Source organism: Vibrio rotiferianus CAIM 577 = LMG 21460, assembly GCF_002741985.1.
Classification (GTDB): domain Bacteria; phylum Pseudomonadota; class Gammaproteobacteria; order Enterobacterales; family Vibrionaceae; genus Vibrio; species Vibrio rotiferianus.
Map to the genome: position 1 here is coordinate 1 of NZ_APHW01000061.1, position 606 is coordinate 606.

Consider the following 606-nt stretch of genomic DNA (forward strand, 5'->3'; position numbering starts at 1 on the left):
AACGAAATCMYMTACAGAATTATAGCGATTTGTTTTTATTCGCGTCTTCCTGCAGAACGGCTAGATACCGGTAATACGTTTCGATTCTTTTCTGTGTTTGCTCTGGTGTCTCTGGCTGATTGCAACCTTGTTTAATTTCAGCCATAGACGCCCCTGTTGGGCATCCTGAGTTAAGCACTAAATCTTCATGCGATGCACAAGCCCCAAGAACTGCACACACTGACACGATCAATATCTTTTTAAACATCCCTTTGAATCTCCTTACAGAATTAAAAACAATAAAATTAGTAGTTCTAACATAGGTTTATCTCCTTTAAATTGAGATTTGTGCCAGGCATGAAATAGCGAAGTCTTTTCATGCCTGGTGCGAATCCGACAAGCGATAGCGCGTCAGTCGTATTTCGAGCTGTTCGGGTAAGCGTGGCTCTCGATGTGTTCAAGAATTAGCGCATGGATAGCACTCTGACCAAACGCCTCACTATCCACCGCTGCGTCTTCCGCTTCCTCTATCAATCTCCGAAGCTTACGCTAAAAGCCTCATCATGCCCTGCTTTGACATTTGCGCCCCCTGTAGTTGATTGTGTGGACTCTGAGCCGATGCTTGAT

Annotated in this window: 1 protein-coding gene; it reads right to left on the minus strand. The window is 44.4% G+C overall.

Going from position 1 to position 606, the window contains the following annotated elements; all coding sequences use genetic code 11:
* Positions 1–19: 19 nt before the first annotated feature.
* Positions 20–247, minus strand: coding sequence for a hypothetical protein (locus B853_RS15860; RefSeq protein ID WP_038883229.1), 228 nt, complete (start codon positions 245–247; stop codon positions 20–22).
* Positions 248–606: the final 359 nt, after the last annotated feature.

Excerpts from the sequence above, each read along its gene's own strand:
- B853_RS15860 (WP_038883229.1), bottom strand. The coding sequence starts at position 247 with ATGTTTAAAAAGATATTGATCGTGTCAGTGTGTGCAGTTCTTGGGGCT.